This window comes from Brucella sp. NBRC 113783 (assembly GCF_040372265.1).
Taxonomy (GTDB): Bacteria; Pseudomonadota; Alphaproteobacteria; order Rhizobiales; family Rhizobiaceae; genus Brucella; species Brucella teleogrylli.
In genome coordinates, this window is sequence record NZ_BAABRX010000002.1 from 1053194 (window position 1) to 1069609 (window position 16416).

The following is a 16416-nucleotide window of genomic DNA, read 5'->3' on the forward strand; positions in this document are numbered from 1 at the left end:
GTTGAGATGCGGCATAAAGGCCTGCTGGAATTCGGGCGGAATCGGACGCTCTATGGTCTTTTCCTGTTTTGCGCGGTCTGCGCCATCGCAGGCAGTCTGCTGAGCTATCCTGGCGAAACTTCGTTCTGGCGCTGGCTGCATTATCTCACCAAGCCGACCGCAACGCTGCTTCTGCTGGCGGCGGTGCTCTGTTCCGGCAAGCCGCGCTCGAAATCCTATGGCCTTGCCGTGGCTTTCGGCCTTGCCTTCGCAGCGCTTGGCGATTTTTTCCTGATGCTGCCGGGTGATTATTTCATGGGTGGGCTGATCTGCTTTCTCATCACCCATTGCGCCTATATTTACGCCCTGTCGCGCCATAGCCGCTTTGCGCAGAACAAGGGCGCCTTCGTCGTCTTCGCGTTTGCGGCAGTTGCGCTGATCACCGGCCTTTGGACGGCCCTGCCGGGGACCATGAAAATCCCCGTCATCATCTATGCCGCCGCATTGGGTCTGATGGCCGCGCAGGCTTTCAGCCGCGCAAGCGGCACCGAACCAGAAACACCACAACATTACGCCGCCTGGCTCGCGGCATGGGGCGGCTTGTTCTTCATGGTCAGCGACACGCTTCTCGCCTATGACCGGTTCCGCTTCGATATTCCGCTGAGCGGGCTATGGGTGCTCGCCACCTATTATGTGGCGCAATTCCTGTTCGCCCGCTCGACCGAGGATTTCACCCATGAGCGATGATCTCGACGCGGTTTTCGCACGTCTGCGTCAGGCATGGCTGGATCATCGCCCGCCCTTTGAGCAACGCATCGATGACCTCAAGCGCCTGCGTGCTGGCCTGGCCGCACAGCTCGACGATATGGCGAAGGCGATCAGCGCCGATTTCGGAAACCGCTCTGCCCATGAAACCCTGCTTGGCGAAGCCAGCGTGGTTTTTGCCGAAATCGATGACGCGCTGCACCATCTCAAGCGCTGGATGAAGCCAAAGCGCCGCAAGGCGGGCTGGAAATTATGGCCCGCGAAAGCCGAAGTCCGCTTCGTGCCGCTGGGTGTCGTGGGCGTCATCGCGCCGTGGAACTATCCAGTCAATCTGGCGCTCGCGCCGCTGGTGGCGGCCATTGCGGCAGGCAACCATGTCCTGCTCAAACCATCTGAACACACGCCACAGACGGCAGCCTTCCTGCAAAAGCTCATCAGCACGGTCTTTCCGGACAATCGCGTTGCCGTGGTGCAAGGCGATGCAGCGCTTTCCGCCCGCTTTGCCAGCCTGCCTTTCGACCATCTGTTCTTCACCGGCTCCACCGCCGTGGGACGCAAGATCATGGCAGCGGCAGCTGCCAATCTGACGCCGGTAACGCTGGAACTTGGCGGCAAATCTCCCGCCATCATCAGCGAAAACGCCAATCTGGTGCGGGCGGCGCGCGCCATCGCAAACGGCAAGTTTTTCAATGCCGGGCAAACCTGTATCGCGCCGGATTATGTGCTGATCCACCACAGCAAGCGCGATGAATTCATTGCCTTGTTCGAAGCCGAAATGCAGGCCCGCTATGGCGGCGCATCCGCCGGTCAGGACCGCACCACCATCATCAACGATGCGCAATTGCAGCGGTTATCCGGCCTGCTGGCCGATGCGAAGGACAAAAGCGAGGGCATCGTCGAGCTGCTCGCGCCCTCCACCGAAACGCGCCTGATGACGCCGACGCTCATTCTTGAGCCGCAAGTGACCAGCGCCATCATGGCGGAAGAGATTTTCGGACCGCTGCTGCCAGTCATCAGCTATCGCTCGACCGATGACGCCATTGCCTATGTGCTGGGCCATGACCGCCCGCTGGCGCTTTATTGCTTCAGCGAGAACACTGCCGAGATCGACACCATCCTCGCCCATGTGGTCGCTGGCGGGGTCTGCATCAACGATACGCTCTATCATTTTGCCTGCAGCAACCTGCCCTTCGGCGGCGTGGGGGCCAGCGGCATGGGCCAGTATCACGGTTATGACGGCTTCCTGACCTTTTCCAAGGTCATGCCTATATTGACGAAATATGCGCCCGCCCCGAGCGATCTCATCAAGCCGCCCTATCGCGGCCTGACCGACTGGCTGGTTCGCTTCATTGCCCGCTGAACTTTCGCCCCAAACACTCAATTGTGCGTAGCGGCTCTGTTCAAATCGCATAGCAAACTATCTATATAGAAGAGTATAAATTTGAAATATTCATCTTGAACTGACGACCTTACGGGTGAAAAGGGTGCAGAAGAAAAAGGAAGCAAACCGGATATCGAAGTCGATCCTGACGGCGATCCGCAACAGGCCGGGCTTCAGGCCTCTCAACGCCAATATCACTGGCGGTGATATTGTCATTGCATCCTATAATGTTCACAAATGCATCGGCATCGACAAACAGTTCAATCCGCAGCGCACCGCCGACGTGATCAGCGAAATCGACGCGGATGTTATAGCGTTGCAGGAAGCCGACAAGCGTTTCGGTGAGCGGTCCGGTCTGCTCGACCTCGGCCTTCTGGAGCGCCGCCACGGCCTCATTCCTGTCCCCATCAATGCAACGATGCCCAAGGGGCATGGCTGGCACGGCAATGTGCTTTTGTTCCGCGAAGGCATTGTGCGCAATGTGCAGCAGCTGAAACTGCCCGGCGTGGAGCCGCGCGGCGCGCTCGTCGCCGATCTGCAATTTCCCGCCGGTCCGCTGCGCGTCATTGCCGCGCATCTGGGCCTCCTGAAACGCTCCCGCGAGCAACAGGCGGAAAGCATTCTCACCGCCTTGCAGGAAGGCGACACGCTACCGACGCTGTTGATCGGCGATCTGAATGAATGGCGTATCGGCAAGCGTTCTTCGCTGGCCGCGCTGATGCCGACCTTCAACCATGTGGCGACGGCAGTGCCGAGTTTTCCGTCACGCTTCCCGGTCTTCGCGCTCGACCGCGTGATGGGCGCGCCGCATAATCTCGTGACCTCGGTGGAAGTTCACAACACGCCGCTGGCGCGTATGGCCTCCGACCATCTGCCGATCAAGGCGCATCTCGACCTGAAGACGGCGATAGAGCATTTCCAGCAAAAGTGTGAAACGGTTTTGCGTCTGGAAATGCGTGAAAATAAATAGACCTTCTGCACAATCTCTATCCGGAGATACCCGCAAGCAGGACCGGCTCATAGATAAGGCGAACCGAGCCAGATAATCCGGTCGATGAGACGCACCAGAAACGGGCGGTTGTTGAGACGTGTCAGATTGACCTGACGGCTCTCCTCGATGACCTTCCCGATCCGCTCTTCCACCTGACGCGCCACATCGCGATCCAGAATTTCCAGATCGATCTCGAAGTTGAGCCGCAATGAGCGCGGGTCGATGTTGGACGAGCCGACATAGGACCATGTGCCGTCAATCGTCATCAGCTTGGAATGGTTGAACGCGCCGCCTGCACGCCAGATGCGGCAGCCATCCTTCAAAAGCTGGTCGAACTGGGCGCGCATGGCGCGGTCCACCAGTTTGAGATTATTGACCCCCGGCACGACGATATCCACCGACACGCCCCGCCGCGCCGCCGTGACCAGCGCGCTGATCAGTTCGCGGTCGGGCAACAGATAGGGCGACATGATGAGGATATGCTGCTCGGCTATCGAGAAAGCGCCCATCATCATGCGATGGTTGGTTTCCACATTCTTGTCGGGACCGGAGCCGACCACACGCACCAGCGTACCTGTACCGGGCGGGTTTTCCGGCGGGGCAATGCGCCAGGCGTCGCCGGTCAGCAATTCACCCGTTGCAAATCGCCAGTCCTCGGAGGCGATGTGAAAAAGGTCGGCAATGGCCGGTCCTTCCAGCCGGAAATGCGTGTCGATGGCCACCGCATCGCCAGCAATCGCCCGCACAAAACCGGCACGGATATTCATGCCGCCGGTAAAGCCATATCGCCCGTCGACGACGAGGATTTTGCGGTGGGTGCGTAAATTGGCATAAGGTAGGCGCAGGCCGATGATGATGTTGCCGTTGAAGACATCCACCGTCACGCCATTTTCCTTGAGCAGGCTGACAATGCTCGGGATGGAATAACGTGCGCCAACCGCATCGATCAGCACCCGCACTTCCACGCCGCGCTTGACGGCCTCGCCCAGCGCCTCGGCAAACCGGATGCCAATGGCGTCACGGTCAAAAATATAGGTTTCCAGCAAGATGCTGCGCTCTGCCTTACCGATGGCTTCCAGCATGGCCGCATAGGCTTCGTCGCCGGTTTCCAGCATTTCAATGCGATTGCCGCTGGTGAAATCATAAAGGCTGACGGCGTCGCCCAGAATTTTCATCGCGCCGAACTGCCGCCCGAATGCGGCGCGCACGAGGTCGTTGGTCGTGTCGAAATGCGAGAGGTGATAAAGCGCAATATGCCCCAGCGCGCGCTGCTGCGTGAGCGTCGAGCGCCTGATCCGGTTGACGCCCGCAATGGCATAGACCACCGCCCCCACGATGGGCGACAGCACGATCACGCCGACCCAGCCGAGTGCAGTGCGCACCTCGTCCTTGGTCATGGTCGCATGAATGGCGGCTATTGCGCCGAGCACGATCGACAGAACAGCCAGAATATGCGGCCAGTAATGGGAAATCAGATCGAACATCGAACAGACTTTTCCAACAACAATTGAGTACCGGGAAACCGGCAGCGCCCCCGCGTCAAGTTCCAGAAATATGTAGCCGATAGAGATTAAAACAGGTGTAACGGCAAAGAGATAGAGCCCAACGGGCCAAAAAAGTGCAACTGCAGTGAATTAGTTTATGCGCAAAAACAAAGAGATATCGCCGTTTTTCCCGGTCTCGGTCGTCGGTTCAAGCGCGCAAAAGGCTGGCGCGGCGGCCTCACGCAGCCAAAGCTGGTCAAAAGCTCCGTCTGCCTTATATTGTTGCGTGGGTTACGAAAATTGGGTCACGACAATTCGAGGGACAAGAGGGTTATTCGATGGCAACGACGAACAAAGATTTCGACAATCCCGTGCTGCCGACAGAGCTGACGTCCAAGTGGGGCTGGTTCGTCGCGCTGGGCGTGGCGCTTCTCATTCTGGGCGGCATCGCCTTCGGCAATCTGGTGCTGGCCACAGTTGTTTCGGTCTACTATGTCGGCATGATGATGCTGATCGCTGGTGGGGTCGAAATCATCCATGCTTTCGGCGTGAAAACGTGGGGGCGGTTTTTCTTCTGGCTCCTGAGCGGCCTGCTTTATGCTGCGGCGGGTGTCGTCACCTTCATCAATCCCATATTGGCGGCAGGCGTCCTGACATTCCTGCTGGCGGCTGCCCTTCTCGGCTCCGGCCTTTTCCGCGTCTGGATGGGCTTCAAGTCGAAACCGGCATCGGGCTGGGGCTGGATCGTGGCCGGTGGTGTCATAACCGCGCTGCTCGGCCTCGTCATCGCCATCCAATGGCCGGTCAACAGCCTGTTCATCCTTGGCCTTTTCCTGGCCATCGATCTGATTTTCCAGGGCTGGACCTACATCGCCTTCGGCCTCGGCATCAAAAGCCGCTAATCAAGCGCAGCATTTTCCTTAAAGCGGCGTGTTCAGCGCCGCTTTTTCATTTCAGGCCCGATGAGCGGCACGGCGCTTGTTGAGATTTTGCCCAATGACTGCTAGATGCAGCGCAACATCTTCGCGGCGCGCCTTTGCGCGGCCCAACATTTCGCCATCACGAGTTTCTTCATGCCTGCTGACAATCCCGTTTCCAAGCGCCGCACATTCGCGATCATCGCGCACCCGGACGCCGGTAAGACCACGCTGACCGAAAAGCTGCTGCTGTTTGGCGGCGCCATCCAGCTTGCCGGTGAAGTGAAGGCCAAGAAGGATCGCATCCAGACCCGCTCGGACTGGATGAACATCGAACGCGACCGCGGTATCTCGGTCGTCACCTCGGTGATGACGTTCGAATACAAGGACTGCATCTTCAACCTGCTCGACACGCCGGGCCACGAAGACTTCGCAGACGACACCTACCGCACGCTGACAGCCGTCGACAGCGCCGTCATGGTCATCGACGCCGCCAAAGGTATCGAGCCGCGCACGCTGAAACTGTTCGAAGTCTGCCGCATGCGCGATATTCCGATCGTCACCTTCGTCAACAAGATGGACCGCGAAGCACGCGATCCACTCGAAATCCTGGACGAGATCGAAGAAAAGCTGGCGCTCGACACGGCGCCGATCACCTGGCCTATCGGCTCGGGCAAGAGCTTTGCAGGCACTTTCGACCTGCATAACGACACGATGCGTCGTCAGGATAATGAAGAGCAGCCAACCAAGGTCAGCGGCCCGGAGGACGCCGCCGCTTTGCTGCCTGAGAACGAACGCGAAGCCTGGCTGGAAAATATAGAACTGGCACGCGGCGTTTGCCGTCCGTTCGACCTCGCTTCCTTCCGCGAAGGCCATATGACGCCGGTTTATTTCGGCTCCGCGCTGAAGAATTACGGCGTGCGCGACCTGATCGAAGCCTTCTGCGATTTCGGCCCGGCGCCCCGCGACCAGCAGGCCGACACGCGCATGGTCGGTTCCACCGAAGACAAGATGACCGGCTTCGTGTTCAAGATTCAGGCCAATATGGACCCGAACCACCGCGACCGCATCGCCTTCCTGCGCGTTTGCTCCGGCAAGCTGTCACGCGGCATGAAGGCCAAGCTGGTGCGCACCGGCAAACAGATGAGCCTCTCTGCACCGCAATTCTTCTTCGCGCGTTCGCGCCAGATCGCCGACGAAGCCTTTGCCGGCGATGTGGTCGGCATACCAAACCACGGCACACTGCGCATCGGGGATACGCTGACCGAGGGCGAGGATATCTTGTTCCGTGGCGTACCGAACTTCGCGCCGGAAATTCTGCGCCGCGTGCGTCTGGACGATGCGATGAAGGCAAAGAAGCTGCGCGAAGCGTTGCAGCAGATGGCCGAAGAAGGTGTCGTGCAGCTGTTTGTGCCCGATGACGGTTCTCCGGCGATTGTCGGTGTCGTTGGTGCACTCCAGATCGACGTTCTGACCGAACGTTTGAAAGTGGAATATTCGCTGCCGGTTGGGTTTGAAATGTCGCGCTTCTCGGTCTGCCGGTGGATTTCCGCCGACGACCCGGCTGAATTGCAGCGCTTCATCACCTCGCATCGCGCCGATATCGCGCATGACCTCGACAATGATCCGGTTTTCCTAGCGCAGAACGGCTTCTCGCTCAATTACGAGGCCGAGCGCTGGAAGGATATCCGTTTCGCAACCATCAAGGACTATCAGGTCCGCGACAAGGCATGATGCAGTAAGTTGCTATGACCGATCCTGTTCTGGCTGCTCTCGATTTGCCTGATGCCTTGCTGCATCGGCTTACCGGTTATACCAGCCAGCAGGATGAGCTTGGCCGCTCGAGCGCCAATGTCCTGCTGCTCGATCATGATGCGCACGAACCGCTTGTTCTGAAAATCGAACCGGCAAGCACGGTCAGCGAACTGGCCGATGAGCGCGCCCGGCTTGAATGGCTTTCAGCCCAAGGGCTGCCCTGCCCCAGCGTCGTCGCTTACGAGAGGATGGCCGACCGCCATTTTCTCCTGATGACGCGCCTTGCCGGATCGAATCTCGCTTCGTCTGTCGGCACTCTTACGCCTGACCGCATCGTCTCCATTCTCGCTACAGCCTTGAAGGCGCTGCACAGCGTTGACCCTGCCGCCTGTCCATTCGACCACCGGTTGGAACATCGCATTAAAGATGCACGCAAGCGCGTTGAAGCGGGCGCGGTCGATGAAGATGATTTCGATACCGAGCGTGAAGGCCGCACCGCGGAAGACCTGTTCTCCGAACTGCACCGCCTGAAACCGTCGCAAGAAGATGTTGTAGTCACCCATGGCGACGCCTGCCTGCCCAATTTCATGGCCAGCGACGGCACATTCACCGGCTTTATCGACTGCGGCAGGCTCGGCCTTGCAGACCGTCATCAGGATCTGGGACTCGCCTGCTGGAGCATCCGCTATAATCTTGGCAACGAATGGGTGAAGCCTTTCCTCGACCTTTATAGCGCAGAAGCCATCGACGAAGCAAAGATCGCCTATTACCGCTTACTGGACGAGTTCTTCTAAGCGTCAGTGCTCCTTTTCCAACAAGCGTTGCGCAATCTTTTCCGCCAGCTTTTCGGCCACCTCGCTTTTGCTCATTTCCGGCCAGTCCTCGATGCCGGAGCGGCTTAGAATTCGTACGCGGTTATGGTCGCCGCCCATGACGCTGCTGCCATCCGAGCCATAGGACACATCGTTGGCGACGATCCAGTCCGCGCCCTTTTTCTCAAGCTTGGCTCGCGCATTGTCTGCCACGTCCTGCGTTTCCGCCGCAAAGCCGACCACGAGACCCGGGCGCTTTTCGCTATGACCGACACCGGCCAGAATGTCGGGGTTCTCGACCATGGCCAGTGTCGGCGCGCTTTCGCCGGGCTTTTTCTTGATCTTCTGCCCGGCTTCATTGGCCGTGCGCCAATCGGCGACAGCAGCCACCATGATCGCCGCGTCGGCGGGCAGATGCCGCTCCACAGCCGCCTGCATTTCACGCGCCGTCTCGACATGAATGACGTTAACGCCTTCGGGATCGGGAATGGCGACCGGACCAGACACCAGATGCACCGTTGCACCCAGCCGCGCCAAAGCGGCGGCGATGGCATGGCCCTGCTTGCCCGACGAGCGGTTGGCGATATAGCGCACCGGATCGATTGGCTCATGCGTCGGGCCGGAGGTCATGACGATGGATTTTCCAGCCAGTGGTCGTGCACGCGGTGCAAGCAGCGTTTCCACTGCCGCGACGATGGCGAGCGGCTCGCTCATACGGCCCGTTCCCGCCTCGCCGCTCTCGGCCATCTCGCCCTGCTCGGGGCCGATGAAATGCACACCGTCTTTTTCCAGTGTCAGACGATTGCGCCGGGTCGCCGGATTGTCCCACATGGCCGGGTTCATGGCAGGCGCAATCAGAACCGGAACCTTGCGCGCCAGCAGAACTGCACTGGCAAGATCGTCAGCCAGACCGTTCGCCATCTTCGCCATCAGATCGGCAGTCATCGGCGCGACGACGATCAGATCCGCATCGCGGGCGAGCCTTATATGCCCGACATCCTGCTCATCCTCTCGGGCGAACAGATCGGTAAAGACATGATCGGCGGAAACGGCACCGATGGTCAGTGGTGTCACGAATTGCTGCGCTGCCGCCGTCATCAACGGGCGAACCTGCGCACCACGCTCACGCAAGCGGCGGATCAGGTCGGGCGTCTTATAAGCGGCAATACCGCCACCAATAATCAGCAGAACGCGCTTGCCAGTGAGTGACGCGCCTGTGATCGCACCGGACTGAGGCGGCGTAACCTGCGCGGGTTCTTCCAGCGCAGTCAGAAGAAGCCGCGCTTCCTCTTCCATGGAACGCCCATTGCGCGCGGCGCGCACACGCAGCTTTTCCTTGGCGGCATCGTCGAGATTGCGAATAGTGATACTGGCCATTTGATTGCACCGGCTTATTGCAAGTGCAATCAATGAAATCATCTTATGGGTGATTTGTCACTTTAAAAGTGTATTATAGCCAAATATAGAGCTTGATCGCGATCGCAGCGAGCGCAATTGCAATCACTATTTGCGCGATGCGGCCCCAACGCGAATGCTTGGCTTCGGCGCGACCGATGGCTTCCGCCGTGGCTACATCGAAGCGCAAGCCATTGGCGGCCATATCGTCCAGCGCAACCGAAACGCGCTCCACACGCGCCACCAACTCCGGCGTTTTGCGGCTAAAATGCAGCAGGGAATAAGCGCTGTCCTTCGCGTCGAGCAACATGCCCTGCGGCCCAAGATTCTTGCGAATCCAGTCGCCGACAACCGGCTCGGCTGCTTTCCACATGTTGAAATGCGGATCGAGCGTGCGCGACACACCTTCAACCACAACCATGGTTTTCTGGAGCATCAGAAGCTCGGGCCGGGTCTCCATGTCGAAAAGCTCGGTCACTTCGAACAGCAGCGTCAAAAGCTTGGCCATCGAAATGGTTTCCGCCGGCTGGCCGTGGATCGGCTCGCCAATGGCGCGAATGGCCTGCGCAAAACTCGCCACGTCGTGCGTATGCGGGACGTAGCCTGCTTCGAAATGCACTTCCGCCACGCGCATATAATCGCGCGTGATGAAGCCATAGAGAATTTCTGCCAGGAAGCGCCGCTGCTGCTTGTTGAGCCGTCCGGTGATGCCGAAATCGACCGCGACGATGATGCCCTGCGGATCGACAAACAGATTGCCGGGATGCATGTCGGCATGGAAAAAGCCGTCGCGCAGCGTGTGGCGCAGGAAAGACTGGATCAGCGTTTCGGCAAGCTTCTTCAGATCGAAGCCCGCAGCGGCCAGCGCCGAAACATCCGACATCTTGGTGCCGTCGATCCATTCGAGCGTCAGCACATCGCGACCGGTCCGTTCCCAGTCCACCTGCGGAACGCGGAAACCTTCATCGCCTTTGATGTTTTCGGCAATTTCGGAAAGCGCTGCCGCTTCCAGTCGCAGATCCATCTCGATGCGGGTGGTCTGCTGCAATGTCTCGACCACCTGTACCGGACGCAGGCGGCGCGTGAAGGGCACATGGCGCTCCTGCATGCGCGCGACCATGTAAAAGCCTTCGAGATCGCGGGCGAAACGCTGGCGAACGCCGGGGCGGATAACCTTGACCGCAACCTTCTTCGGCTTGCCGTCGCTCATGACTTCGGCAGGATGCACCTGCGCCATCGAGGCCGCCGCTATCGGCGCGTCGAAATGCAGGTAAAGATCGTCGATCTTGCGACCGAGCGAACCTTCGATACCGGCAATCGCGTCGGCTTGCGGAAAATAATCGAGACGATCCTGCAAAAGCTCCAGATCGGCAGCCACATCGCGCCCGACAATATCCGGGCGTGTGGCCAGAAACTGGCCAAGCTTCACATAGGACGGGCCAAGCTTGTTCATCGCCCGCGACATGCGCTCGGAACGCTGCATGTGCCGCGCGCGCGGACGCGCCAGCATGCCTGCAATCTTGTGGCCGAAGGCCGGAAGACCGGACAATCCTTCGACCGGCAGCGCACTGATCACGCCTTCGCGTGTCAAAATCCATCCGGCCCGCGCCAACCGGAAAGCGGCGGAAAGATTACTCATGCGATAATGCCCGCCCCAGTGCCCCAGCCCGCATTCATGACAGGCACAATCACAGCTTCCAGCCCGAATGAAGCGCCGCAATGCCACCGGTGAAATTGCGATAGCTCACACGCTCGAAACCGGCGGTCTCGATCATGGCGGCGAAATCCTGCTGCTTGGGGAATTTGCGGATCGATTCGACCAGATAGCTGTAGGAATCAGCATCGCCGGTAATCATCTTGCCGATGCGCGGAATAGCCTGGAACGACCACTGGTCATAGACCTTGTCGAGGATCGGCAATTCGACCTCGGAAAATTCGAGGCACATGAACCGGCCACCGGGCTTCAGCACGCGATAGGCTTCCGACAGCGCCTTGTCGATATGGGGTACGTTGCGGATACCAAAGGCAATCGTATAGGCGTCGAAGCTGTTGTCCTCGAAATGCAGTTCCTCGGCATTGGCTTCAACGAATTCGAGATTGTCGGCAAGGCCCTTCTTGATCGCGCGCTCGCGACCGACACCCAGCATCGAGCCATTGATGTCGAGAATGGTCACATGCGCCTGACGGCCCGAAGCCTCGACAATGCGAAAGGCGATATCGCCGGTGCCGCCAGCCACGTCGAGCGAGGTCCAGCCCGGACGCTTCGACGGCGCCAGCCAGGCGATCATCGCATCTTTCCAGACGCGGTGCATGCCTGCCGACATGAGATCGTTCATCACGTCGTATTTGTTGGCGACCTTGTGGAAAACGTCATTGACCAGGGTTTGCTTTTCGTTTTCGTCCACCGACTTGAAGCCGAACGAGTGTTCCATGCCACCTTGTGCGCCCACGCGGTCCGCATTGCCGTTTTGCTGGCTCATAGCTCATCCTGCTTTTTGAATAGTCTGACGAAAACAATTTCGGTTATGCATATAAAGCTTGTGCCGGACGATACAAGCACAGACGTTTTCCCACTACCCCTTTTGTGATCGCAGCTTGCGTTGGCGTTGAAAAATGGCCAAAGAGACATAAAACTGTGCGTGTGCGCTTGCCACGCGTTTTCTCCGGCGCAATCTGCCGCTAAAGTTCAAAACGATAAGAAGAAAAAGTGGAAAGATCATGGGCGTTACAGTCGTCAGCCATCCGCTTGTCCAGCACAAGCTTACCATCATGCGCAAGCGCGAGACTTCCACGGCCAGCTTCCGGCGGCTTCTGAAAGAAATCTCGCTTCTGCTTTGCTACGAAGTGACGCGCGATCTCGAACTCACCACCATGGAGATCGAGACCCCGCTTATGCCGATGGAAGCGCCGATCCTCGAAGGCAAGAAGCTGGTCTTCGCTTCGATCCTGCGCGCGGGCAATGGCCTTCTGGAAGGTATGCTCGATCTGGTGCCCGCAGCCCGCGTCGCCCATATCGGCCTTTATCGCGATCACGACACGCTGCAGCCGGTCGAATATTACTTCAAAGCGCCGGAAGACATCGTCAACCGCCTCATCATCGTGGTCGATCCGATGCTCGCTACCGCCAATTCGGCCATTGCCGCCATCGACAAGCTGAAGGAACGCGGCGCGACCAATATACGCTTCCTGTGCCTGCTCGCCGCACCCGAAGGCATCGAACGCTTCACCAAGGCGCATCCAGATGTGGATGTCTACACCGCTTCCATCGATGAGCGCCTCGACGAAAAGGGCTATATCGTTCCGGGCCTCGGCGACGCGGGCGACCGCATGTACGGCACGAAATAGACTAAAACGTAACCAGACAGTAATCCGCGCCGGATACTTTGCCTTCAGAACGGGGTGAGCATGGCGCGGATTTTCTTTATTGTTCTGATGCTGGCGGGATTGGCCACGGCCTTTCCGGTTCTCTTCGAGAAATTCCAGTCGGCAACGGTCGAGCAAGCCGCGACGGCAAAACCCTCCCCATCATCCCAACAGAACCCATCCGCCTATAGCGGACGCCGTGCGCAGATTGCGCCGGACAGTCGCGGGCATTTCATCACCGATATCCGCTTCAACGGCCAGAACCTGCGCGGGATGATCGATACAGGGGCAGGCTCGGTTGCGATCAATGCCAGCACCGCCCGACGCATTGGGCTTTCGCTGCGGCCCGACGATTTCCGCTACCGCGTTTCAACGGCCAATGGCGAAACATCGGCAGCGCGCGCTATGCTCAACAGCGTGGAAATCGGACGCATTCGCGTGGAAAATGTCGAAGCAATCGTGCTGCGCGACGAAGCGCTGTCCGGCATTCTGCTCGGCATGAGTTTTCTCAAGCGCCTGCGCCATTATGAAGTAGCAAATGGCGCGCTCATCCTCACGCAGTAACCTGTTTCTCTGATAGGATGCGCGCTTGAGATTCTTATCGAAACGGAACCGACCATGACTGCGGACCAACGCCTGACCGAGCTCGAAATTCGCGTCGCCGAACAGGAAAAGACCATCGACGAACTGTCGTCCGTGCTGGCCGAGCAGTGGAAGCTTATCGACCAGCTTTCCAAGAAGCTCAGCGCTCTGACCGACCGTTTTCTGGAACTGGAAGAACAGACCGCGCCTGACGTGCCGGTCACCAAACCTCCGCATTGGTAAGATCATGCTTCAGATAATCGACCTCGCCGACCGCCCCGACCTCATAGCTGCCTGCGCGACATGGAACTTTGGCGAATGGGGCGAATTCAACGGCGGAACGCTGGAACAGACCATCGCCGGCTTCCACGATCTCGTGCGAACCAACGATGGGCAGATCGCGCGCGCAGCGCTATCAGATGGAGAACTGGCCGGATTTGCGCTGCTGATCGATAATGATCTGGAGACGCATGCCCATTTGAAGCCATGGGTGGCGAGCGTTTTCGTTTCGCCCGCCTATCGCGGTCGGGGCATCGCCAAGAGCCTTGTCCGGGCCATCGAGAAGGCCGCGGCAGAGCTTGGTCACGGCGAGGCCTTTCTTTATACGAACAAGCCTGACCTCTACCGGCAGATCGGCTGGGAGGATTGCGAACAGCTCGACGGCGACTATGCCGACATGCTGATCCTGAACAAGAAAATCGCGCGATAGGATCGCGCGATTTTTTTTGAGACCGTTTTACTGTGCCAGCGGGATTGGGCAGCTCACGCCAGTGCCGCGCAGGCCACAATATCCGTTCGGATTCTTCGCCAGATATTGCTGGTGATAATCCTCGGCATAGTAGAATACCGGCGCATCTTCGATTTGCGTGGTGATCGGGCCCAAACCCCGCGCTGCCAGCGCCTTTGCATAAGCATCACGGCTTTTTTCAACCGCCATCCGATCCGCGTCATCGAAAGTGTAGATCACCGACCGATAGGTGGTGCCGATATCGTTGCCCTGTCGCATGCCCTGCGTCGGATCATGCTCTTCCCAGAATAGCGTCAGCAGCTCATCGAGGCTCACGACTTTGGGATCATAGACCACCAGCACCACTTCGGCATGGCCGGTCAATCCGGTGCAGGTTTCTTCATAGGTCGGGTTTGGCGTGATGCCGCCCGCATAGCCTGCCGCCGTCACATAGACGCCCGGCACCTGCCAAAACAGCCGTTCCGCGCCCCAGAAGCAGCCCATCCCGAACATGATCTGCTTGAGGCCGTCAGGCCATGGGCCTTTCAACGGATGGCCGGAGACGAAATGCGTCGCGGATGTAGGAATGGCTGTTGCGCGGCCCGGCAAAGCCTCATCCGTGGAGGGCATCTGTACTTTCTTGCGATAGCTGTCGAGGAAACTCATAGATTTCTACCTCCTATGGCCCTGTGGTGGGATTGACCGTCAGGCAGTGAAGCGCCCCAGGGGACGTCCGCGCCGATGACCGATCACATAGAACAACAAAGCGAGCACACCGAAGAAGAGCCATCCCGGCTGCCCGAGCAAAGGAACACAGACCGTGTTCCAGAATGTAGCTCCTATATAGTGCGTCACGAGCGTTTCTGCATCGGCCAACGTTTCCGGCGCGTTACGCGACCACATGGAAAGCAGCGGTTTGGCCACCAACTTCGACGCGCCGACCGAACGGGCGCCATCGAGAATGGCGAAGATCACCGCCAATGCCAGAAAAACAACCGCGAAACTACGCAACACAAACCGGATCACGATTCCCTGCCCCAGACATTCAGGCACATATTCAAGCGCGTCGGGCACATCCCGACGTCGTTGACCTGGCCTTTTCATACCGCCAAATCCTCACGGAAGGAAGGCTTCGCACCTCAATCCTTCGTGCTGTTAAATTATACACATAAATTTATCTTTTAAAAACAGTAAGATATCTGACCATGGAGGCTATTTACGCTGCCCCTGCCGATTTGGCGCAAAAACTTGCAAAGAGCTATTGAACATATGCGTATTCTGGCTATATTGCGCGCCGCTACCGCATGTTGGCGAATAACCAGCGCCAGACGAAATGCGGTATCTCGTTTGCAGTCAGATTTCGCCGTTAACGCGGTTTTCCCCGACAGCAAGGCAGACGGAGAGGTGGCCGAGTGGTTGAAGGCGCACGCCTGGAACGCGTGTATACGGGAAACCGTATCGAGGGTTCGAATCCCTCTCTCTCCGCCAGTATTATCCCCCCTTCTTCGCTATCACGTTCAGGTCGCCATCACCGAACCATGTATGGCGCTTGCCGCCCATTCGCGACGATGCGTAGGCGGCTTGTTTTCATGTGAAATTGGGATGCTTTTCAGCTGGAATGCTCGTGGCAAAAATGGCAGAGCGTGACATGAAACAACGTGATGGGGCTCAAACGGAGTCGGAAAACCGAATGCATCTTGTGAGACGAGCGATTTTGACAGGCCTCGCCTGCTTGTCCTTCGGCTTTTACAGTTCTGCGACGGAGAGCATTGCGCAAGCGGCGGACGGAGCTGTCGTAGCGCAAACCGAAAACGTCGACGAACGGCCAGCACCCGCAACGGACGGCTTCGGCCGGACGCAATTCATCCTGTCCGGCGACCCAATCGTACCGCCGCGCGCCTACAGCAAAGGAACCGACCTTCCTCGCGCTCAAGATTATGACGCGAATGAAAGCGGCACTATTTACGACATCCTGTTCATAGGGATCGAAAAAGACAAAATGCAGTTCGAAATTCGCGGCTATTCCGGCCACGACCTGCAGCACCCAGCGAGCGGGCAGACAATGGAATTCCCTGTCGCCCAGTCAAGTATTGAGATCCGTGATCTTACCATCAAGATCGAGGAAGTGACGCCGGGCAGCCTGACATACAAGGTACAGCCCCTGAAATAGCGCAGGCTTTCTCACTTGGGGAACCGAAATACGCGTTACATCCGCTGTCAGTCGCCCGTGCGGCTCCCGCTCGATAAGCTGGGAACCGCACGTGA

Annotated in this window: 17 protein-coding genes and 1 tRNA gene; 12 read left to right on the top strand and 6 right to left on the bottom strand. The window is 58.4% G+C overall.

The window, feature by feature from the left end:
- Nucleotides 1–6 precede the first annotated feature (6 nt).
- The 3 genes from ABWW11_RS10375 to ABWW11_RS10385 all read left to right on the top strand — a co-directional run bounded on the left by ABWW11_RS10375 (nt 7) and on the right by ABWW11_RS10385 (nt 3095).
- Complete coding sequence (locus ABWW11_RS10375) at nt 7–726, top strand: lysoplasmalogenase (RefSeq protein WP_109369669.1); 720 nt, start codon at nt 7–9, stop codon at nt 724–726.
- Nucleotides 716–2104 carry a coniferyl aldehyde dehydrogenase gene (locus ABWW11_RS10380; protein WP_235858993.1) on the top strand — a complete coding sequence of 463 codons (1389 nt, stop codon included), beginning with the start codon at nt 716–718 and terminating at the stop codon, nt 2102–2104. Before ABWW11_RS10375 ends, ABWW11_RS10380 begins: the two co-directional genes overlap by 11 nt.
- Before the next feature lie 124 nt (nt 2105–2228).
- Nucleotides 2229–3095: an endonuclease/exonuclease/phosphatase family protein gene (locus ABWW11_RS10385; RefSeq protein ID WP_109369671.1), complete on the top strand. Its 867-nt coding sequence runs from the start codon at nt 2229–2231 to the stop codon at nt 3093–3095.
- Nucleotides 3096–3142: 47 nt separating this feature from the next.
- Here the strand turns inward: ABWW11_RS10385 and cls are convergent, their stop codons facing one another.
- On the bottom strand, nt 3143–4600 hold the full coding sequence (gene cls, locus ABWW11_RS10390) for a cardiolipin synthase (RefSeq protein WP_109369672.1): 1458 nt from the start codon (nt 4598–4600) through the stop codon (nt 3143–3145).
- A gap of 338 nt (nt 4601–4938) precedes the next feature.
- Here cls and ABWW11_RS10395 point away from each other — a divergent pair, with 338 nt between their 5' ends.
- From ABWW11_RS10395 to ABWW11_RS10405, 3 genes are all read left to right on the top strand, one after another.
- Nucleotides 4939–5502, top strand: coding sequence for an HdeD family acid-resistance protein (locus ABWW11_RS10395; RefSeq protein ID WP_109369673.1), 564 nt, complete (start codon nt 4939–4941; stop codon nt 5500–5502).
- 171 nt (nt 5503–5673) lie between these two features.
- A complete protein-coding gene (locus ABWW11_RS10400) occupies nt 5674–7251 on the top strand; it encodes a peptide chain release factor 3 (protein ID WP_109370298.1) in 1578 nt (525 codons plus the stop codon).
- Nucleotides 7252–7265: 14 nt separating this feature from the next.
- Nucleotides 7266–8066 carry an APH(3')-II family aminoglycoside O-phosphotransferase gene (locus ABWW11_RS10405; protein WP_109369674.1) on the top strand — a complete coding sequence of 267 codons (801 nt, stop codon included), beginning with the start codon at nt 7266–7268 and terminating at the stop codon, nt 8064–8066.
- A 3-nt stretch (nt 8067–8069) separates the two neighbouring features.
- Here ABWW11_RS10405 and coaBC read toward each other — a convergent pair whose 3' ends face one another.
- The 3 genes from coaBC to ubiE form a co-directional block, all read right to left on the bottom strand.
- Nucleotides 8070–9461, bottom strand: coding sequence for a bifunctional phosphopantothenoylcysteine decarboxylase/phosphopantothenate--cysteine ligase CoaBC (gene coaBC / locus ABWW11_RS10410; RefSeq protein ID WP_235858994.1), 1392 nt, complete (start codon nt 9459–9461; stop codon nt 8070–8072).
- Between the two features lie 73 nt (nt 9462–9534).
- Nucleotides 9535–11118 (bottom strand): 2-polyprenylphenol 6-hydroxylase, encoded by a 1584-nt coding sequence (gene ubiB / locus ABWW11_RS10415; protein WP_109369675.1) that lies wholly within the window; start codon nt 11116–11118, stop codon nt 9535–9537.
- 49 nt (nt 11119–11167) lie between these two features.
- Nucleotides 11168–11959: a bifunctional demethylmenaquinone methyltransferase/2-methoxy-6-polyprenyl-1,4-benzoquinol methylase UbiE gene (gene ubiE, locus ABWW11_RS10420; RefSeq protein WP_109369676.1), complete on the bottom strand. Its 792-nt coding sequence runs from the start codon at nt 11957–11959 to the stop codon at nt 11168–11170.
- A gap of 238 nt (nt 11960–12197) precedes the next feature.
- On the opposite strand from ubiE, the gene upp reads away from it, so the two are divergent.
- From upp to ABWW11_RS10440, 4 genes are read left to right on the top strand one after another with little or no spacing between them, the layout of a single operon-like run.
- Complete coding sequence (upp, locus tag ABWW11_RS10425; protein WP_109369677.1) at nt 12198–12824, top strand: uracil phosphoribosyltransferase; 627 nt, start codon at nt 12198–12200, stop codon at nt 12822–12824.
- Nucleotides 12825–12884: 60 nt separating this feature from the next.
- Entirely contained in the window at nt 12885–13406 is a 522-nt protein-coding gene (locus tag ABWW11_RS10430; protein ID WP_109369678.1) for a retropepsin-like aspartic protease family protein, read from the top strand.
- Nucleotides 13407–13460: 54 nt separating this feature from the next.
- Complete coding sequence (locus ABWW11_RS10435; protein WP_109369679.1) at nt 13461–13667, top strand: SlyX family protein; 207 nt, start codon at nt 13461–13463, stop codon at nt 13665–13667.
- A gap of 4 nt (nt 13668–13671) precedes the next feature.
- Complete coding sequence (locus ABWW11_RS10440) at nt 13672–14133, top strand: GNAT family N-acetyltransferase (protein WP_109369680.1); 462 nt, start codon at nt 13672–13674, stop codon at nt 14131–14133.
- Nucleotides 14134–14160: 27 nt separating this feature from the next.
- Here the strand turns inward: ABWW11_RS10440 and msrA are convergent, their stop codons facing one another.
- Nucleotides 14161–14817 (bottom strand): peptide-methionine (S)-S-oxide reductase MsrA, encoded by a 657-nt coding sequence (gene msrA, locus ABWW11_RS10445; RefSeq protein WP_109369681.1) that lies wholly within the window; start codon nt 14815–14817, stop codon nt 14161–14163.
- A gap of 39 nt (nt 14818–14856) precedes the next feature.
- Nucleotides 14857–15177, bottom strand: coding sequence for a hypothetical protein (locus ABWW11_RS10450; protein ID WP_109370300.1), 321 nt, complete (start codon nt 15175–15177; stop codon nt 14857–14859).
- 372 nt (nt 15178–15549) lie between these two features.
- Here ABWW11_RS10450 and ABWW11_RS10455 point away from each other — a divergent pair.
- Nucleotides 15550–15639 (top strand) — tRNA-Ser (locus ABWW11_RS10455).
- Nucleotides 15640–15784: 145 nt separating this feature from the next.
- On the top strand, nt 15785–16321 hold the full coding sequence (locus ABWW11_RS10460) for a hypothetical protein (RefSeq protein ID WP_235859000.1): 537 nt from the start codon (nt 15785–15787) through the stop codon (nt 16319–16321).
- Nucleotides 16322–16416 lie beyond the last annotated feature (95 nt).